This is a genomic window from Escherichia sp. E4702, from assembly GCF_963883545.1.
In the GTDB taxonomy this organism is placed as follows: domain Bacteria; phylum Pseudomonadota; class Gammaproteobacteria; order Enterobacterales; family Enterobacteriaceae; genus Escherichia.
Map to the genome: position 1 here is coordinate 67,217 of NZ_CAWORF010000019.1, position 18,058 is coordinate 85,274.

Annotated in this window: 17 protein-coding genes; 12 read left to right on the forward strand and 5 right to left on the reverse strand. The window is 50.5% G+C overall.

Annotated features, from left to right (window positions below):
• Window positions 1–51: 51 nt before the first annotated feature.
• The 4 genes from AACU94_RS12505 to AACU94_RS12520 all read left to right on the forward strand — a co-directional run bounded on the left by AACU94_RS12505 (window position 52) and on the right by AACU94_RS12520 (window position 5,759).
• The gene (locus AACU94_RS12505; protein ID WP_130222168.1) at window positions 52–951 is read left to right on the forward strand and encodes a glycyl-radical enzyme activating protein; all 900 of its coding nucleotides are present in this window, start codon (window positions 52–54) and stop codon (window positions 949–951) included.
• Window positions 952–956: 5 nt separating this feature from the next.
• Complete coding sequence (locus tag AACU94_RS12510; RefSeq protein ID WP_135489524.1) at window positions 957–3,389, forward strand: glycyl radical protein; 2,433 nt, start codon at window positions 957–959, stop codon at window positions 3,387–3,389.
• A 144-nt stretch (window positions 3,390–3,533) separates the two neighbouring features.
• Window positions 3,534–4,349, forward strand: coding sequence for a sugar-phosphatase YbiV (gene ybiV, locus AACU94_RS12515; RefSeq protein WP_135489525.1), 816 nt, complete (start codon window positions 3,534–3,536; stop codon window positions 4,347–4,349).
• Between the two features lie 150 nt (window positions 4,350–4,499).
• A complete protein-coding gene (locus tag AACU94_RS12520; protein ID WP_135489526.1) occupies window positions 4,500–5,759 on the forward strand; it encodes a DUF1479 domain-containing protein in 1,260 nt (419 codons plus the stop codon).
• A 221-nt stretch (window positions 5,760–5,980) separates the two neighbouring features.
• Here the strand turns inward: AACU94_RS12520 and AACU94_RS12525 are convergent, their stop codons facing one another.
• Entirely contained in the window at window positions 5,981–7,573 is a 1,593-nt protein-coding gene (locus AACU94_RS12525) for an ABC-F family ATPase (RefSeq protein ID WP_130214794.1), read from the reverse strand.
• Window positions 7,574–7,791: 218 nt separating this feature from the next.
• On the opposite strand from AACU94_RS12525, the gene ldtB reads away from it, so the two are divergent.
• Complete coding sequence (gene ldtB, locus AACU94_RS12530; RefSeq protein ID WP_130258166.1) at window positions 7,792–8,712, forward strand: L,D-transpeptidase; 921 nt, start codon at window positions 7,792–7,794, stop codon at window positions 8,710–8,712.
• Window positions 8,713–8,926: 214 nt separating this feature from the next.
• On the opposite strand, the gene AACU94_RS12535 is transcribed toward ldtB, so the two are convergent.
• Window positions 8,927–10,045, reverse strand: coding sequence for an anion transporter (locus tag AACU94_RS12535; protein WP_135489527.1), 1,119 nt, complete (start codon window positions 10,043–10,045; stop codon window positions 8,927–8,929).
• On the reverse strand, window positions 10,042–10,509 hold the full coding sequence (gene mntR / locus AACU94_RS12540) for a manganese-binding transcriptional regulator MntR (protein ID WP_130214798.1): 468 nt from the start codon (window positions 10,507–10,509) through the stop codon (window positions 10,042–10,044). The genes AACU94_RS12535 and mntR overlap by 4 nt, the downstream gene beginning before the upstream one ends.
• Before the next feature lie 185 nt (window positions 10,510–10,694).
• On the opposite strand from mntR, the gene mntS reads away from it, so the two are divergent.
• Window positions 10,695–10,823: a manganase accumulation protein MntS gene (gene mntS / locus AACU94_RS12545; RefSeq protein WP_001001761.1), complete on the forward strand. Its 129-nt coding sequence runs from the start codon at window positions 10,695–10,697 to the stop codon at window positions 10,821–10,823.
• Between the two features lie 269 nt (window positions 10,824–11,092).
• Window positions 11,093–12,676: a phosphoethanolamine transferase gene (gene opgE, locus AACU94_RS12550; RefSeq protein ID WP_135489528.1), complete on the forward strand. Its 1,584-nt coding sequence runs from the start codon at window positions 11,093–11,095 to the stop codon at window positions 12,674–12,676.
• Window positions 12,677–12,724: 48 nt separating this feature from the next.
• Here the strand turns inward: opgE and ompX are convergent, their stop codons facing one another.
• Window positions 12,725–13,240: an outer membrane protein OmpX gene (ompX, locus tag AACU94_RS12555; RefSeq protein ID WP_105289445.1), complete on the reverse strand. Its 516-nt coding sequence runs from the start codon at window positions 13,238–13,240 to the stop codon at window positions 12,725–12,727.
• Window positions 13,241–13,292: 52 nt separating this feature from the next.
• Window positions 13,293–13,358: a protein YliM gene (locus tag AACU94_RS12560; protein WP_120795379.1), complete on the reverse strand. Its 66-nt coding sequence runs from the start codon at window positions 13,356–13,358 to the stop codon at window positions 13,293–13,295.
• 233 nt (window positions 13,359–13,591) lie between these two features.
• Here AACU94_RS12560 and rhtA point away from each other — a divergent pair, with 233 nt between their 5' ends.
• From rhtA to glnQ, 5 genes are all read left to right on the forward strand, one after another.
• Window positions 13,592–14,479 (forward strand): threonine/homoserine exporter RhtA, encoded by an 888-nt coding sequence (gene rhtA, locus AACU94_RS12565; RefSeq protein WP_130205141.1) that lies wholly within the window; start codon window positions 13,592–13,594, stop codon window positions 14,477–14,479.
• Window positions 14,480–14,777: 298 nt separating this feature from the next.
• Window positions 14,778–15,281: a DNA starvation/stationary phase protection protein Dps gene (dps, locus tag AACU94_RS12570; RefSeq protein WP_064530112.1), complete on the forward strand. Its 504-nt coding sequence runs from the start codon at window positions 14,778–14,780 to the stop codon at window positions 15,279–15,281.
• Window positions 15,282–15,684: 403 nt separating this feature from the next.
• Window positions 15,685–16,431 carry a glutamine ABC transporter substrate-binding protein GlnH gene (gene glnH / locus AACU94_RS12575; protein ID WP_130205139.1) on the forward strand — a complete coding sequence of 249 codons (747 nt, stop codon included), beginning with the start codon at window positions 15,685–15,687 and terminating at the stop codon, window positions 16,429–16,431.
• 107 nt (window positions 16,432–16,538) lie between these two features.
• Window positions 16,539–17,198 carry a glutamine ABC transporter permease GlnP gene (gene glnP / locus AACU94_RS12580; protein ID WP_061090926.1) on the forward strand — a complete coding sequence of 220 codons (660 nt, stop codon included), beginning with the start codon at window positions 16,539–16,541 and terminating at the stop codon, window positions 17,196–17,198.
• Entirely contained in the window at window positions 17,195–17,917 is a 723-nt protein-coding gene (gene glnQ / locus AACU94_RS12585; RefSeq protein ID WP_032302757.1) for a glutamine ABC transporter ATP-binding protein GlnQ, read from the forward strand. Before glnP ends, glnQ begins: the two co-directional genes overlap by 4 nt.
• Window positions 17,918–18,058 lie beyond the last annotated feature (141 nt).

Below are 18,058 nucleotides of genomic sequence, written 5' to 3' on the forward strand. Positions count from 1 at the left end.
TAACTTTCATTCGAAAGTATTTTAATGTTTGAACGAAAAAGAGGGGCATCTATGATTTTCAACATTCAGCGCTATTCGACCCACGACGGTCCCGGTATCCGCACGGTAGTTTTCCTTAAGGGGTGCTCGCTGGGCTGCCGCTGGTGTCAGAACCCGGAAAGCCGCGCCCGCACGCAGGACCTGCTATATGACGCGCGTCTGTGCCTGGAAGGCTGCGAACTATGCTCAAAAACCGCGCCGGAAGTGATTGAGCGCGCGCTGAATGGTTTACTCATTCACAGGGAAAAGTTAACGCCTGAACATCTGACGGCGCTGACCGACTGCTGCCCGACACAGGCGTTAACCGTGTGTGGTGAAGTGAAAAGCGTTGAGGAGATCATGGCGACCGTTCTGCGCGATAAACCGTTTTACGATCGCAGCGGCGGCGGCTTAACGCTTTCCGGTGGTGAGCCGTTTATGCAGCCGGAAATGGCAATGGCACTACTGCAAGCCAGCCACGAAGCCGGTATTCATACTGCGGTAGAAACCTGTCTGCATGTGCCGTGGAAATACATCGCCCCTTCTCTGCCGTATATCGATCTGTTTCTTGCCGATTTAAAACACGTTGCCGACGTGCCGTTTAAACAGTGGACCGACGGTAATGCCGCGAGAGTACTGGATAACCTGAAAAAACTCGCGGCGGCGGGTAAAAAAATCATTATTCGCGTGCCGCTGATTCAAGGCTTTAATGCCGATGAAGCCAGTGTGAAAGCCATTACTGATTTTGCCGCCAGTGAACTGCACGTTAACGAAATCCATTTCCTGCCCTACCACACGCTGGGCATCAACAAATATCACTTACTTAATCTGCCCTATGACGCCCCGGAAAAACCGCTTGATGCGCCAGAACTGCTCGACTTTGCCCAGCAGTATGCCTGCCAGAAAGGGTTAACCGCGACCTTACGAGGATAACAATCATGACAACACTGAAACTGGACACGCTCAGCGACCGCATTAAAGCGCACAAAAATGCGCTGGTGCATATTGTGAAACCGCCGGTCTGTACCGAGCGCGCACAGCACTATACTGAGATGTATCAACAACATCTCGACAAGCCAATCCCGGTACGTCGCGCGCTGGCGCTGGCGCACCACCTGGCTAATCGCACCATCTGGATCAAACACGATGAGTTAATCATCGGCAACCAGGCCAGTGAAGTCCGTGCCGCGCCGATCTTCCCGGAATATACCGTCTCCTGGATCGAAAAAGAGATTGATGATCTGGCGGATCGTCCGGGTGCTGGTTTTGCGGTGAGCGAAGAGAACAAACGTGTTCTGCATGAAGTGTGCCCGTGGTGGCGCGGTCAGACCGTGCAGAATCGCTGCTATGGCATGTTTACCGATGAGCAAAAAGGTCTGCTGGCAACCGGCATCATCAAAGCGGAAGGCAATATGACCTCCGGCGATGCGCACCTGGCGGTCAATTTCCCGCTGCTGTTGGAAAAAGGGCTTGATGGTCTGCGCGAGAAAGTGGCAGAGCGCCGCTCGCGTATCAACCTGACAGTGCTGGAAGATTTGCACGGCGAGCAGTTCCTGAAAGCGATTGATATCGTACTGGTGGCAGTCAGTGAACACATTGAACGTTTCGCTGCTCTGGCGCGAGAAATGGCCGCCACTGAATCCCGCGAAAGTCGTCGCGATGAACTGCTGGCGATGGCAGAAAACTGCGACATCATCGCCCACCAGCCGCCGCAAACTTTCTGGCAGGCGCTGCAACTGTGCTACTTCATCCAGTTGATTTTGCAGATTGAATCTAACGGTCACTCGGTGTCGTTTGGTCGTATGGATCAGTATCTCTATCCGTACTATCGCCGCGACGTTGAACTCAACCAGACGCTGGATCGCGAACACGCTATCGAGATGCTGCATAGCTGCTGGCTGAAACTGCTGGAAGTGAACAAGATCCGCTCCGGCTCGCACTCAAAAGCCTCTGCGGGAAGTCCGCTGTATCAGAACGTCACCATTGGCGGGCAAAATCTGGTTGATGGTCAGCCGATGGACGCGGTGAATCCACTCTCTTACGCAATCCTAGAATCTTGCGGTCGCCTGCGTTCGACTCAGCCTAACCTCAGCGTGCGCTACCATGCGGGAATGAGCAACGATTTCCTCGACGCCTGCGTTCAGGTGATCCGCTGTGGCTTCGGGATGCCTGCGTTCAACAACGACGAAATCGTCATCCCGGAATTTATTAAACTCGGTATTGAACCGCAGGACGCTTACGACTACGCAGCGATTGGTTGTATCGAAACCGCCGTCGGCGGTAAATGGGGCTATCGCTGCACCGGCATGAGCTTTATCAACTTCGCCCGCGTAATGCTGGCGGCGCTGGAAGGCGGTCGTGATGCCACCAGCGGCAAAGTGTTCCTGCCACAAGAAAAAGCGTTGTCAGCGGGTAACTTCAACAACTTCGATGAAGTCATGGACGCATGGGATACGCAAATCCGTTACTACACCCGCAAATCAATCGAAATCGAATATGTGGTCGACACCATGCTGGAAGAGAACGTGCACGATATTCTCTGCTCGGCGCTGGTGGATGACTGTATTGAGCGAGCGAAAAGTATCAAGCAAGGCGGCGCGAAATATGACTGGGTTTCTGGCCTGCAGGTCGGCATTGCCAACCTCGGCAACAGCCTGGCGGCAGTGAAGAAACTGGTATTTGAACAGGGCGTGATTGGTCAGCAACAACTGGCTGCCGCGCTGGCGGAAGACTTCGACGGTCTGACTCACGAGCAGCTGCGTCAGCGTCTGATTAACGGCGCGCCGAAGTACGGCAATGATGACGATACTGTCGATACGCTGCTGGCTCGCGCTTATCAGACCTATATCGACGAACTGAAGCAGTACCATAACCCGCGCTACGGTCGTGGTCCGGTTGGCGGCAATTATTACGCAGGTACATCATCTATTTCCGCCAACGTACCATTCGGCGCGCAAACTATGGCAACGCCGGACGGACGTAAAGCGCATACCCCGCTGGCAGAAGGCGCAAGCCCGGCCTCCGGTACCGACCATCTCGGCCCAACGGCGGTCATTGGCTCGGTGGGTAAACTGCCTACCGCAGCGATTCTCGGCGGTGTGTTGCTCAACCAGAAACTGAATCCGGCGACGCTGGAGAACGAATCTGACAAGCAGAAACTGATGATCCTGCTGCGCACCTTCTTCGAAGTGCATAAAGGCTGGCACATTCAGTACAACATCGTTTCCCGCGAAACATTGCTGGAAGCGAAAAAACATCCAGATCAATACCGCGATCTGGTGGTGCGCGTAGCAGGTTATTCCGCCTTCTTCACCGCGCTCTCTCCAGACGCACAGGACGATATCATCGCCCGTACCGAACATATGCTGTAATCCCCTCAGCCCGGTGGCGTCGTCGCCGGGCCATATCATTCATGGTATCAATTTCTCGCTCAATTACATTCGAAATAAATTTGTGCCCTGCGTCACATTGTTATTACACTGTGGCGGTTTGCATTCATTGCCAGGAGCACTTCTATGAGCGTAAAAGTTATCGTCACAGACATGGACGGTACTTTTCTAAACGACGCCAAAACGTACAATCATGAGCGTTTTATGGCGCAGTATCAGGAACTGAAAAAGCGCGATATTGAGTTCGTTGTCGCCAGCGGTAACCAATATTACCAGCTCATTTCCTTCTTCCCTGAGCTAAAAGATGAAATCTCTTTTGTTGCAGAAAACGGCGCTCTGGTTTACGAACACGGCAAGCAGCTTTTTCACGGCGAACTGACCCGACATGAATCGCGGATTGTTATTGGCGAGTTATTGAAAGATAAACAACTGAATTTTGTCGCCTGTGGTCTGCAAAGTGCATACATCAGTGAAAATGCCCCGGAATCATTCGTTGCATTGATGGCAAAACACTACCATCGCCTGAAACCTGTAAAGGATTACCAGGACATTGACGACGTACTGTTCAAGTTTTCTTTGAACCTGCCGGATGAACAAATCCCGTTAGTGATCGACAAACTGCACATTGCACTCGACGGCATTATGAAACCGGTGACCAGTGGTTTTGGGTTTATTGACCTGATTATACCTGGCCTGCATAAAGCGAACGGTATTTCACGGTTACTGAAACGCTGGGATCTGTCGCCGCAAAATGTCGTGGCAATTGGTGACAGCGGTAACGACGCCGAAATGTTAAAAATGGCTTATTACTCTTTTGCAATGGGCAATGCTGCTGAAAGTATTAAACAAATCGCTCATTACGCTACGGATGACAATAATCATGAAGGCGCGCTGAATGTAATTCAGGCGGTGCTGGATAACATCGCTCCTTTCAATAGTTGATTTTCCCCGGGCCGGAGTGACCACTTCGGCCTCTCGCCTTTTTGCTCGCTTTGTGCGGTGACTCAAGATCTTTATCTTGCGTTAACTTATTTTTAACTTAAAGTATCAATCGTAATCATTTTACTTTCGAACGAAAGATGAGAGGTTGATATGACTTTTTCCTGTGAGACGCTGCCCACAGATGCGAAAGCGGCTATCCGAGAAATGAAAGCTGCGCTGCGGGAACAGCTCGGTGATGTACAACAGGTTTTCGATACACTCTCTGCAAAAATCGAAACGCGTGTTGCTGAAATCGATGCCCTAAAAGCGCAAGGGCTGCCGGTTTGGCCGGAAGTTTCTTATAGCGATATTGCCGCAAGTACAGTAAGCGATGTCACTCGCAATGAAATTAAACGTCGCGGCTGTGCAGTAATAAAAGGTCATTTCCCTCGCGAGCAGGCGCTGGCGTGGGATCGTGCCATGCTCGATTATCTCGATATCAATCATTTTGATGATGTTTATAAAGGCCCTGGCGACAGTTTTTTCGGCTCACTGGAGGCTTCTCGTCCCGAAATCTATCCCATTTACTGGTCACAAGCACAGATGCAGGCACGGCAGAGCGAAAATATGGCTGCTGTGCAATCTTTCCTGAACCGCCTGTGGAAGTCTGAAAGCAATGGCAAGCAGTGGTTTGATCCTGATATCAGTGTGATTTACCCGGACAGGATCCGTCGCCGTCCTCCAGGTACTACATCTAAAGGTCTGGGCGCGCATACCGATTCTGGTGCGCTGGAACGGTGGTTATTGCCCGCTTATCAGCGCGTTTTTGCCAATGTGTTCAATGGTAATTTCGATGATTACGATCCCTGGGATGCTGCACACCGGACCGATGTCGAAGAGTACACGGTGGATAACACGACCAAATGTTCAGTGTTCCGCACGTTTCAAGGCTGGACTGCGCTCTCTGATATGATATCGGGTCAGGGATTGTTGCATGTGGTGCCTATCCCGGAAGCGATGGCGTATGTTTTATTGCGCCCGCTGCTGGATGACGTACCGGACGATGAACTGTGCGGGGTTGCACCTGGCAAAGTTCTGCCCATTTCAGAGAAATGGCATCCGCTACTGATTAAAGCGCTGACATCCATTCCCGCGATAACAGCAGGGGATTCCGTCTGGTGGCACTGCGATGTGATTCACTCCGTCGCGCCAGTAGACAATCAACAGGGTTGGGGCAACGTGATGTATATCCCTGCTGCGCCAATGTGCGAGAAAAATCGGGCTTATGCACACAAAGTCAAAATGGCGCTGGAAAAAGGCGCATCACCGGGCGACTTCCCGCGGGAAGATTATGAAGCAAACTGGGAAGGCCGCTTTACACTGGATGATTTGAACATTCACGGTAAGCGCGCACTGGGCATGGACGTGTAAGAGTTGATGGATTATTGGAAGTGAGGTTAAGAAAGTAGGTTCGATGTTGCTCAGATTGCTGACAAAGTGCGCTTTGTTCATGCCGGATGCGGCCTACAAAGTCTTGCAGATTCAATATATTGCAGGGACTGCGTAGGCCTGATAAGCGTAGCGCATCAGGCAATCTTGCGTTTGTCCTCAGCCGCCGTCACCCCGACTGTATCGGGGTGACGGGCAATAACTTACTCGATCCCTCTGCTACGCAGATAATCTTCGTAATTACCGCTAAAGTCGATCACGCGTTCCGGGGTGATTTCCAGAATGCGGGTCGCCAGTGAACTTACAAACTCACGGTCGTGAGAAACAAAGATCAGCGTACCCTGATACAGTTCCAGCGCCATGTTCAGTGACTCGATGGATTCCATATCCAGGTGGTTGGTCGGTTCGTCCATGATCAGAATGTTCGGCTTCTGCATCATTAACTTACCAAACAGCATCCGCCCTTTTTCCCCACCGGAAAGCACTTTCGCAGGCTTTTTGATGTCGTCCTGGCTGAACAGTAAACGACCAAGAATGCTGCGTACCGCCTGCTCATCATCGCCTTCTTGCTTCCACTGACTCATCCATTCGAACACGGTCAGATCATTTTCGAACTCATATTCGTGGTCCTGGGCATAGTAACCAATGCGCGCGTTCTCAGACCATTTTACGGTGCCGCTTTCCGGTTGCAGATCGCCCACCAGCGTTTTCAACAGGGTCGATTTACCGACGCCGTTGGTGCCGAGTACCGCAAGTTTTTCACCGACTTCCAGCAGCAGGTTGAGATTTTTAAACAGCGGACCGTTATCAAACCCTTTAGTCAGACCTTCCACTTCCAGCGCGTTACGGAACAGTTTCTTATCCTGTTCAAAACGAATGAACGGGTTCTGACGACTGGAGGCTTTTACCTCTTCCAGTTTGATTTTATCAATCTGACGCGCGCGCGAAGTCGCCTGGCGAGATTTCGAGGCGTTGGCGCTAAAGCGGCTAACGAAGGATTGCAGCTCAGCAATCTGCGCTTTCTTCTTGGCGTTATCAGCCAGCAGACGTTCACGCGCCTGGGTCGCGGCCGTCATGTACTCATCGTAGTTGCCCGGATAAACGCGCAGTTCGCCGTAGTCCAGATCCGCCATGTGGGTACAAACCATGTTGAGGAAGTGACGGTCGTGCGAAATGATGATCATGGTACTGTCACGCTCGTTCAACACCTGCTCCAGCCAGCGAATGGTGTCGATGTCCAGGTTGTTGGTCGGTTCGTCGAGCAGGAGAATGTCCGGATCTGCAAACAGCGCCTGCGCCAGCAGCACACGCAGCTTCCAGCCAGGAGCAACTTCACTCATCGGGCCGTAGTGTTGTTCCAGTGGAATACCGACGCCAAGCAACAATTCCCCCGCACGCGATTCTGCAGAGTAACCGTCCATTTCGCCGTATTTCACTTCCAGATCGGCCACTTTGTAGCCATCTTCTTCGCTCATTTCCGGCAAAGCATAGATGCGGTCGCGCTCTTGCTTCACTTCCCACAACTCTTTATGCCCCATGATCACCGTATCCAGCACGGTGTACTCTTCAAAGGCAAATTGATCCTGGCGCAGCTTACCAATGCGCTCATTCGGATCGAGGGAAACGTTGCCCAGCGTCGGCTCAAGGTCGCCGCCGAGGATTTTCATAAAGGTGGATTTACCACTACCGTTCGCGCCAATCAGGCCGTAACGGTTGCCGCCGCCAAATTTGACGGAAATGTTTTCAAACAACGGCTTACTGCCGAACTGCATGGTGACGTTACTGGAAACTAACACAGGCGTATCCTGAAAAGAGATATGACAAACCGCGTATTATGCCATAAGTCTGAAAGAAGATCCCGTCCCCCGCTTAAGGTCTACACTCTTCCCAAAGGCAAAAAATGTGATTTAGTACACATCTGATTTCACTGTTAGCTGGAATGAACATATAATGCGCTTCCAATACTCTAATATTCTCAACCTAATGGCCTGCCAGGCACTAAATCTCGCTTAACATGAATATGAAATTGAAAACATTATTCGCAGCGGCCTTCGCTGTTGTCGGCTTTTGCAGTACCGCCTCTGCGGTAACTTATCCTCTGCCAACCGACGGGAGTCGCCTGGTTGGTCAGAATCAGGTGATCACTATCCCTGAAGGTAACACTCAGCCGCTGGAGTATTTTGCTGCCGAGTACCAGATGGGTCTTTCCAACATGATGGAAGCTAACCCTGGTGTGGATACCTTCCTGCCGAAAGGCGGCACCGTACTGAACATTCCACAGCAGTTGATCCTGCCAGATACCGTGCATGAAGGTATCGTGATTAACAGCGCAGAGATGCGTTTGTACTACTATCCGAAAGGGACCAACACCGTTATCGTGTTGCCGATCGGGATTGGTCAGTTAGGTAAAGACACACCTATCAACTGGACCACCAAAGTAGAGCGTAAGAAAGCAGGCCCGACCTGGACACCGACCGCCAAAATGCACGCCGAGTACCGCGCAGCAGGCGAACCGCTTCCGGCTGTCGTTCCGGCTGGCCCGGATAACCCAATGGGGCTGTATGCACTGTACATCGGTCGCCTGTACGCTATCCACGGCACCAACGCTAACTTCGGTATCGGTCTGCGCGTAAGCCACGGCTGTGTGCGTCTGCGTAACGAAGACATTAAATTCCTGTTCGAGAAAGTGCCAGTCGGTACTCGCGTGCAGTTTATTGATGAGCCGGTAAAAGCGACTACCGAGCCAGACGGCAGCCGTTATATTGAAGTCCATAACCCGCTGTCTACCACCGAAGCCCAGTTTGAAGGTCAGGAAATTGTACCGATTACTCTGACGAAGAGCGTGCAGACAGTGACCACTCAGCCAGACGTTGATCAGGCGGTTCTGGACCAGGCTATTCAAAACCGTTCCGGGATGCCGGTTCGTCTGAATTAATCGTTAAAACTTAAGCAAAAGGCGGAGTGATAATCCGCCTGAGGATGCTGATGGCAATACATAATTGCCTGATGCGCTACGCTTATCAGGCCTACGCAGAACCTGCAATATATTGAATCCGCAAGTTTTTGTAGGCCGCATCCGGCATGAACAAAGCGCGTATTACCAACAATCAGAGGCGGACTAATAATCCGCCTTTTTAATTTGCCCGACCTTACCTCGCCGGGATCATAACCAACAAAACATATCCCACCAGCGCCGCCCACAACAGCATCGGTATTGAATAGAGATGGAAACGCCACCAGATACGGCGATCGTTCGCCATCCGTAGCGCAATCAAATTTGCCAGCGATCCGGGTAATAAACCAAAGCCACCTACGTTTACCGCCCATGCCAGTAGTAAAGACGGTGGCACATAATTGAGCAGCAAAATCGTGCTCGGCACGTTACTGATTACCTGCGATAAACCAATCGCCGTCAGCCATAATCCAGGTTCAGATAAATGACTCACGTTGCTCAACACGCCCTGTAATACCGGAAGTTGGGTCAGTAAATGGACGTCGATAAACATCGCCATAAACACCAGCAGCAACGTCCAGTCCACGCTCAGCACCACGCGACGCGCCAGCAGCGCAAAGCCCGCCGCCACAATCACCAGCCCCCACAGCTCTTGTTTTAGCTCAAGCGTCGTAAGAAAGACGATATACAGCCCCAGACAACTCCACACCAGCCGAGGTTTCCACTCCGGCATCTGCGAACCGGTATGGTATTGCAGCGCCTTTCCAGGGAAACAACACCAACACAGCAGCAGTAGTGTCAGCATCATCGCACCAGCCAGCGGGGCCATTTGGGCAATAAAACCAACAAACGAAAGATCAGAGCGTCCCCAGATTAGGATATTTTGCGGATTGCCAATTGGCGTCAGCAACGATCCGGCATTCACCGCCAACGCCTCGAAAATAATCAGCCGATTAACCGGGATCTCACACAGTCTTTTTAGCGTGATGGTCAGCGGAACAACAATAAACAGCGCGACGTCGTTGGTCAGAAACGTAGAAAGCAGCGCCGCTGCCAGCACCATAAACATCGCCAGTCGACGCTCAGTAGCAAAACGGCGCACCATTTTGCGCCCAAGCACATCAAAATAACCGCTTAACTCGACCCCTTTGGTCAGCAGCATCAGGCCACTTAAGGTGATGATGGTGTGCCAGTCAATAGCGCCAGGCCAGGACTTAGGTGTGAAAGGAACGAAAAAACTTAATCCGATGCCAACGAGAATTAATAACTGAAAAAAGCGATCGCCTTGCAGCGTGCGTAAAAAAGGCAGACTCATTTGGCACCGTGTTTCTGGGTAAACAAACGAAAGGCGTCCAGCGTCTCTTCACTGACATGGTGCTCCATGCCTTCCGCGTCGCGACGGGCGATTTCCGGGCTAACGCCCAATACCAGCAAGAAGTTTTCAACTATCTGATGCCGCTCGCGGCTTTCCTGTGCCAGCTTCTCTCCTTCCGCCGTTAAAAACACGCCACGCCAGGGGATCATTTCAATCAATCCCATTGTTGCCAGGCGCTTAAGCATTTTAGCCACCGTAGGTTGAGAGACTCCCAGACGGGCGGCCATATCAACCTGGCGCGCTTCTCCCACCTCCATCATCAGGTCAGAAATCAGCTCAACGTAATCGTCGATAAGTTCACGGCGATGTGCCTCTCTGACCTGGCGGAATCCTTCAACGTGCTCTTCCACGTTCACTAACTGCGTCACTTTTTTTGCTGTTGGCGTACCTGCGCGACGACTCATTGTGCTTCCTCATTATGGTGACGCATGGATAGCGTTCTCATTTCGTGCACACATTGTAAACCAGAGTTGCTAAGGCACAAAAATTTAACGTTTTAGCAATAGCTATATAATATAGCCTGTGCTATATCTGTATGTAATGCAATCATCCCTCATGGATCGACGGGATTAGCAAGTCAGGAGGTCTTATGAATGAGTTCAAGAGGTGTATGCGCGTGTTTAGTCACTCTCCCTTTAAAGTACGGTTAATGCTGCTCTCGATGTTGTGCGATATGGTCAACAACAAACCGCAGCAAGATAAACCTTCCGATAAATAGCGGCGTCGCGGTACGCCGCTTTACTCCTGCTTTATTGCAGGCATAGATTGTTCTGGATTGAAAACCCCACTTTTTATCGGATTTGCTATTCTCTTCGCAAAAGATTTGTTCCTCAGTAGTTGACCTGAGCGGCAGCTCGCTCTATCTTCTTGCAGCCCTGCGTATATTGCGGCTCGCAGATGCGGACCCTTCCCCCTCTTCACGCACTCTTGCAGGTATTGACCCTTGACGCCAGGGTAAGCACATGGCGTTTGTTACGATAGTGGCATATGAACTTAACCCTTAAAGAATCGCTTGTTTCCCGTAGCCGGGTTTTTAGCCCGTGGACTGCGTTCTACTTTTTACAGTCGCTATTGATTAACCTTGGTTTAGGTTATCCCTTTAGTTTTCTCTATACCGTCGCTTTTACTGCCGTTTTGCTTTTGTTATGGCGGATGTTGCCGCGCGTGCAAAAAATCTTAATAGGTGTCTGTTCGCTGGTGGCGGCCTGTTATTTTCCTTTTGCTCAGGCGTACGGTGCGCCTAACTTCAATACATTGCTGGCGCTGCATTCCACCAATATGGAAGAGTCGACCGAAATTCTTACGATCTTCCCGTGGTATAGCTATCTGGTCGGCTTATTTATTTTTGCGCTCGGCGTGATTGCGATCAGGCGGAAAAAAGAGGATGAAAAAGCACGCTGGAATAAATTCGACAGCCTGTGTCTGGTATTCAGTGTGGCGACATTTTTTGTCGCTCCGGTTCAAAATCTCGCCTGGGGCGGTGTATTTAAACTCAAAGACACCGGTTATCCGGTATTTCGTTTTGCCAGGGATGTTATCGTCAATAATAACGAGGTGATTGAAGAGCAAGAACGGATGGCGAAACTTTCCGGGATGAAAGATACCTGGACAGTCACTGCGGTTAAACCAAAATATCACACTTATGTGGTGGTCATTGGCGAAAGCGCACGTCGCGATGCCCTCGGTGCCTTTGGCGGTCACTGGAACAATACCCCGTTTGCCAGTAGCGTTAACGGCTTGATTTTTGCTGATTACATTGCTGCCAGTGGCTCCACGCAGAAATCTCTCGGATTAACGCTTAACCGCGTAGTCGATGGTAAGCCACAGTTTCAGGATAACTTTGTGACCCTGGCCAACCGAGCAGGATTCCAGACCTGGTGGTTTTCTAATCAGGGGCAAATAGGCGAATACGATACGGCTATCGCCAGCATCGCTAAACGTGCAGATGAAGTTCACTTCCTGAAAAACGGTAATTTTGAAGCAGATAAGAACGCTAAAGACGAAGAACTACTGACAATGACCGCTCAGGTATTGGCGGAAGAACACTCGCAGCCGCAACTGATTGTTTTGCATCTGATGGGTTCACATCCTCAGGCCTGTGACCGGACACAAGGCAAATACGAAACCTTTGTACAATCGAAAGAAACATCGTGCTATCTCTACACCATGACGCAAACGGACGATTTGCTGCGCAAACTGTACGACCAGTTACGCAACAGCGGCAGCAGTTTCTCCATGGTTTATTTTTCAGACCACGGTTTAGCCTTTAAAGAACGCGGAAAAGAAGTGCAATACCTGGCCCACGATGATAAATATCAGCAGAATTTCCAGGTGCCTTTTATGGTCATTTCCAGCGACGATAAAGCGCATCGGGTGATTAAAGCCCGCCGTTCAGCCAATGATTTCTTAGGTTTTTTCTCACAGTGGACGGGAATTAAAGCGCAGGAAATCAACATCAACTACCCGTTTATTTCCGAGAAGAAAGCCGGGCCGATATACATCACCAACTTCCAGTTACAGAAGGTGGATTACAACCATCTCGGAACCGATATTTTCGACCCGAAACCTTAAAAACAAAAATCCGCCCCGAAGGGCGGATTTTTTATATCACCGAAGTGATTAGAAGCGGTAACCAACACCGGCAATCCAGGTGCCTACGTCAACGCTACGAATACGGCTCTGCTCGTAAGAGAAGTCCAGCGCAACGTTTTCGATCGGGTTGAACTGCAGACCTGCGCCGTAGGAGAAACCGTAGTCGCTGGTGTCGTGTTTATAGGTCGGGTAGTTGGTGTCCTGGAATTTACCGTAGCCCACACCTACAACACCGTAGATGCTCGCCCAGTCGTTGATGCGGTATGCCGGACCAGCGGTGATGCCGTAGTACTGGGTTTTGTTGTAATCGCCTGCACTGTTAGTACGACTTTTTTCAGTGTAAGTGAAAGAACCGATCACACCCAGCGGGCTGTTGTCTTCTTCATAGCGGTATTTCAGGTTGAAACCGCCCATTTTGTTCATTTTGCCCTGAGCGTCACTCTGAGCGTAACCGCCAGTTACGGTAGAAGTCGCAGCTACGGAAGTACCTGCGGTGAAAGCCAGAACTGCGGCCAGTGCTGAAAGACATGCAATTTTTTTCATAACCACCTCAAATGTGATTCAAATAAGTCCTAAGCTTTAAATATATCAAAAATTAATGGGAAACTCTTCGCGATTTGTGATGTCTAACGGGCCATTTCATGTAACAGAACGTTTCCACATGCCGCTATCCATCTAAATTTAAATCATTTTTTCAGTGAACCGCGTAAGTATTACGCATATTTTCACTGCCGTTCATCCAGATTATTCCTAATCACCAAGCTGATGAATCAATCAATCCTGGCGCATTTTAGTCAAAACGGGGAAAAATTTTTCAACAAATGCTCAACCAGTTTTAGTTATATCCAGTACACTCCTCGCTTTACCTGACTATACAAATTTATGGGGGAACGGATGCCAGGGACATTACGTAAAATGCCGGTCTGGTTACCGATATTATTATTGCTCGTTGCCATGGCGTCTATTCAGGGCGGGGCCTCATTAGCAAAGTCGCTTTTTCCATTGGTTGGCGCGCCGGGCGTGACTGCACTGCGTCTGGCGCTGGGAACACTGATTCTTATCGCATTCTTTAAACCGTGGCGACTGCGGTTTGCCAAAGAACAGCGCTTGCCGCTGCTGTTTTACGGCATCTCACTGGGTGGAATGAACTATCTTTTTTATCTTGCTATTCAGACCGTACCGCTTGGGATTGCGGTGGCGCTGGAGTTCACCGGGCCACTGGCAGTGGCGCTGTTCTCTTCTCGTCGCCCCGTAGACTTTGTTTGGGTTGTGCTGGTGGTACTCGGCCTGTGGTTCCTGCTGCCGCTGGGGCAGGATGTTTCGCATGTCGACCTAACCGGCTGTGCGCTGGCGCTCGGTGCCGGTGCTTGTTGGGCTATCTACATATTAAGTGGGCAACGCGCCGGTGCGGAACACGGCCCGGCGACGGTGGCTATCGGTTCGCTGATTGCAGCGCTTATTTTCGTGCCGATTGGCGCATTCCAGGCTGGAGAGGCGCTCTGGCACTGGTCGGTTGTTCCATTGGGTCTGGCTGTCGCTATCCTCTCTACCGCTCTGCCCTATTCGCTTGAGATGATTGCCCTCACCCGTCTGCCGACCCGGACATTTGGTACGCTAATGAGTATGGAGCCTGCACTGGCTGCCGTTTCCGGAATGATTTTCCTCGGTGAGACATTGGCGCCAATACAACTGCTGGCCCTCGGCGCGATTATTGCCGCCTCAATGGGCTCAACGCTAACAGCGCGCAAAGAGACTAAAATTAAAGAATTAGATATTAATTAAACCTACCTTTCTGCATGGTTATGCATAACCATGCAGAATATGACACGAATCTTCATCCCTTCCTTTTTTATATATCTTGTTATCCAAAAACCTATTATCTGTGAATAGTTCGCGTAAAAAAGAAAATAAGAATCGTCTCCAGCAATATACATAACTATGTGAATTTATATGGTTTTTATTTTTCACGCTTGTTACCGCTATTAGTGTGATAGGGACAGCCAGAATAGCGGAACACCAGGGTGGTGCTATACTTAGTCTCGTTAATTACTGGGACATAACATCAAGAGGATATGAAATTATGAGTACCGCTAAATTAGTCAAAGCAAAAGCGACCAATCTGCTTTATACCCGCAACGATGTCTCTGACAGCGAGAAGAAAGCGACAGTTGAGTTGCTGAATCGCCAGGTTATCCAGTTTATTGATCTCTCTTTGATTACCAAACAAGCGCACTGGAACATGCGCGGCGCTAACTTCATTGCCGTACATGAGATGCTGGATGGTTTCCGTACCGCACTGACCGATCACCTGGATACTATGGCAGAGCGCGCAGTGCAGCTGGGTGGCGTTGCCCTTGGTACCACTCAAGTTATTAACAGCAAAACTCCGCTGAAAAGCTACCCGCTGGACATCCACAGCGTTCAGGATCACCTGAAAGAGCTGGCTGACCGTTACGCGATTGTTGCCAACGACGTGCGCAAAGCGATTGGCGAAGCGAAAGATGACGACACCGCAGATATCCTGACCGCCGCTTCCCGCGACCTGGATAAATTCTTGTGGTTTATCGAATCTAATATCGAATAAATCCATCGCAGATGGTGCAAAACTTAAGTAAGCGATAAAAGCGGCTTCCTGACAGGAGGCCGTTTTGTATTGCTGCCCGCCTCTACGCACTTTTTTAGTGCAACTCATCGCCTTCTTTGCCTGTCAAAGTAAAATACTTGTATCAACAACATCACACAATCGTTACACAAAGATTGTTTTTTCATCAGAATTTACGCTAAATAATCTATGTGTTGAGTGCACTATTTTTGCGCACCACTTTGGCGCCCCAATATGGTGCAGACCGGAGATGTTGCCCTATAAATTGTGCAACCCGTTTTTACTGCTCCTATAAAAATCAAAGAGTTGTAAAACTGGCACGATTTTTTCATATACGTAAATGCCACGCAGGGGATCGTCCCGTGGATAGAAAAAAGGAAATGCTATGAAGTCTGTATTAAAAGTTTCACTGGCTGCACTGACCCTGGCTTTTGCGGTTTCTTCTCATGCCGCGGATAAAAAACTGGTTGTGGCGACGGATACCGCCTTCGTTCCGTTTGAATTTAAACAGGGCGACAAATACGTTGGTTTTGATGTGGATCTGTGGGCTGCTATCGCCAAAGAACTGAAGCTGGATTACGAACTGAAACCAATGGATTTCAGCGGCATCATCCCAGCACTGCAAACCAAAAACATCGATCTGGCGCTGGCGGGCATTACCATTACCGACGAGCGTAAAAAAGCGATCGATTTCTCTGACGGCTACTACAAAAGCGGCCTGTTAGTGATGGTGAAAGCCAACAATAACGATGTGAAAAGCGTGAAAGATCTCGATGGTAAAGTGGTTGCAGTGAAGAGTGGCACTGGCTCCGTTGATTACGCAAAAGCAAACATCAAAACTAAAGATCTGCGTCAGTTCCCGAACATCGATAACGCCTATATGGAACTGGGTACCAACCGCGCAGACGCCGTCCTGCACGACACACCAAACATTCTTTACTTCATCAAAACCGCCGGTAACGGTCAGTTCAAAGCGGTAGGCGACTCTCTGGAAGCACAGCAATACGGTATTGCGTTCCCGAAAGGTAGCGACGAGCTGCGTGACAAAATCAACGGCGCATTGAAAACCCTGCGCGAGAACGGCACATACAACGAAATCTACAAAAAATGGTTCGGTACTGAACCGAAATAATGATTGCCTTTAATTTATGGCCCGGTGGCCTTTTGCATACCGGGCCAGCGTTTCGCCCCGCCAGCCTTCTGGCTCGGGTATTTACACCACGGTAACAGGAACAACATATGCAGTTTGACTGGAGTGCCATCTGGCCTGCCATTCCGCTTCTGATTGAAGGCGCCAAAATGACCCTGTGGATTTCGGTCCTCGGTCTGGCTGGCGGCCTGGTGATCGGACTGGCGGCAGGTTTTGCACGCACCTTCGGTGGTTGGATAGCCAACCACGTCGCGCTGGTCTTTATTGAAGTGATCCGCGGCACACCTATCGTCGTCCAGGTGATGTTTATCTACTTCGCCCTGCCGATGGCGTTTAACGACTTACGCATCGACCCGTTTACTGCGGCGGTGGTCACCATCATGATCAACTCCGGCGCGTACATTGCGGAAATCACGCGTGGTGCGGTGCTGTCAATCCACAAAGGTTTTCGTGAAGCAGGACTGGCGCTCGGCCTTTCACGTTGGGAAACCATTCGCTACGTCATTTTACCGCTGGCACTGCGCCGTATGCTGCCGCCGCTGGGTAACCAGTGGATCATCAGCATTAAAGATACCTCGCTGTTTATTGTTATCGGCGTGGCGGAACTGACCCGTCAGGGGCAAGAAATTATTGCCGGTAACTTCCGCGCCCTTGAGATCTGGAGCGCCGTGGCGGTGTTCTATCTGATTATTACCCTGGTGCTGAGCTTTATTCTGCGTCGTCTGGAAAGAAGGATGAAAATCCTGTGATTGAATTTAAAAACGTCTCCAAGCACTTTGGCCCAACCCAGGTGCTGCACAATATCGATTTGAATATTGCCCAGGGCGAAGTCGTGGTGATTATCGGGCCGTCCGGTTCCGGTAAATCGACCCTGCTGCGCTGCATCAACAAACTGGAAGAAATCACCTCCGGCGATCTGATTGTCGATGGTCTGAAGGTTAACGATCCGAAAGTTGACGAGCGCCTGATTCGCCAGGAAGCGGGTATGGTGTTCCAGCAGTTTTACCTTTTCCCGCATCTGACGGCGCTGGAAAACGTCATGTTTGGCCCGCTACGCGTGCGTGGCGCGAACAAAGAAGAGGCGGAAAAACTGGCACGTGAACTGCTGGCGAAAGTCGGTCTGGCGGAACGCGCCCATCACTACCCTTCCGAACTTTCTGGTGGTCAGCAGCAGCGTGTAGCGATTGCCCGCGCGCTGGCGGTGAAACCGAAAATGATGCTGTTTGATGAACCGACTTCCGCTCTTGACCCGGAACTGCGCCATGAAGTGCTGAAGGTTATGCAGGATCTGGCTGAAGAAGGGATGACGATGGTGATCGTGACCCACGAAATCGGTTTTGCCGAGAAAGTAGCTTCGCGCCTGATCTTTATCGACAAAGGCCGGATTGCGGAAGATGGCGATCCGCAGGCGTTGATCAAGAATCCGCCGAGCCAGCGCTTGCAGGAATTTTTACAGCACGTCTCTTAATAAGACACATTGCCTGATGCGCTACGCTTATCAGGCCTACAGGATATATGGCAACTTATTAAAATTGCATGAACGTGTAGGACGGATAAGGCGTTCACGCCGCATCCGGCAAAAAGCCCGCACGTTGTCAGCAACCTGCTT

Coding starts and splice junctions, on each gene's coding strand:
- AACU94_RS12505 (WP_130222168.1), top strand. CDS start 52: ATGATTTTCAACATTCAGCGCTATTCGACCCACGACGGTCCCGGTATC.
- AACU94_RS12510 (WP_135489524.1), top strand. CDS start 957: ATGACAACACTGAAACTGGACACGCTCAGCGACCGCATTAAAGCGCAC.
- ybiV (WP_135489525.1), top strand. CDS start 3,534: ATGAGCGTAAAAGTTATCGTCACAGACATGGACGGTACTTTTCTAAAC.
- AACU94_RS12520 (WP_135489526.1), top strand. CDS start 4,500: ATGACTTTTTCCTGTGAGACGCTGCCCACAGATGCGAAAGCGGCTATC.
- ldtB (WP_130258166.1), top strand. CDS start 7,792: ATGAATATGAAATTGAAAACATTATTCGCAGCGGCCTTCGCTGTTGTC.
- AACU94_RS12535 (WP_135489527.1), bottom strand. CDS start 10,045: ATGAGTCTGCCTTTTTTACGCACGCTGCAAGGCGATCGCTTTTTTCAG.
- mntR (WP_130214798.1), bottom strand. CDS start 10,509: ATGAGTCGTCGCGCAGGTACGCCAACAGCAAAAAAAGTGACGCAGTTA.
- mntS (WP_001001761.1), top strand. CDS start 10,695: ATGAATGAGTTCAAGAGGTGTATGCGCGTGTTTAGTCACTCTCCCTTT.
- opgE (WP_135489528.1), top strand. CDS start 11,093: ATGAACTTAACCCTTAAAGAATCGCTTGTTTCCCGTAGCCGGGTTTTT.
- ompX (WP_105289445.1), bottom strand. CDS start 13,240: ATGAAAAAAATTGCATGTCTTTCAGCACTGGCCGCAGTTCTGGCTTTC.
- rhtA (WP_130205141.1), top strand. CDS start 13,592: ATGCCAGGGACATTACGTAAAATGCCGGTCTGGTTACCGATATTATTA.
- dps (WP_064530112.1), top strand. CDS start 14,778: ATGAGTACCGCTAAATTAGTCAAAGCAAAAGCGACCAATCTGCTTTAT.
- glnH (WP_130205139.1), top strand. CDS start 15,685: ATGAAGTCTGTATTAAAAGTTTCACTGGCTGCACTGACCCTGGCTTTT.
- glnP (WP_061090926.1), top strand. CDS start 16,539: ATGCAGTTTGACTGGAGTGCCATCTGGCCTGCCATTCCGCTTCTGATT.